Source organism: Novosphingobium aureum (assembly GCF_015865035.1).
In the GTDB taxonomy this organism is placed as follows: domain Bacteria; phylum Pseudomonadota; class Alphaproteobacteria; order Sphingomonadales; family Sphingomonadaceae; genus Novosphingobium; species Novosphingobium aureum.
On record NZ_JADZGI010000032.1, the window covers coordinates 1 to 463 of the forward strand.

Sequence of the window (463 nt, forward strand, 5' to 3'; positions counted from 1 at the left end):
ACCTACGGGCGGCAGCAGTGAGGAATATTGGTCAATGGTCGAGAGACTGAACCAGCCAAGTCGCGTGAGGGAAGACTGCCCTATGGGTTGTAAACCTCTTTTCTACTGGGAGAATAAGCCTTATGTATAAGGTGATGACAGTACAGTAGGAATAAGCATCGGCTAACTCCGTGCCAGCAGCCGCGGTAATACGGAGGATGCGAGCGTTATCCGGATTTATTGGGTTTAAAGGGTGCGTAGGCGGCTTTATAAGTTAGTGGTAAAATTTCGGAGCTTCACTCCGGTCCGCCATTAAAACTGTAGAGCTAGAGAATGGACGAGGTAGGCGGAATAAGTTAAGTAGCGGTGAAATGCATAGATATAACTTAGAACTCCGATAGCGAAGGCAGCTTACCAGACCATAACTGACGCTGATGCACGAGAGCGTGGGTAGCGAACAGGATTAGATACCCGTGTAGTCGTT

General features: G+C 48.6%; 1 rRNA gene. It reads left to right on the plus strand.

Annotated elements, in window-relative coordinates:
- A 16S ribosomal RNA gene (locus I5E68_RS20010) occupies window positions 1–463 on the plus strand; the annotation flags it as partial.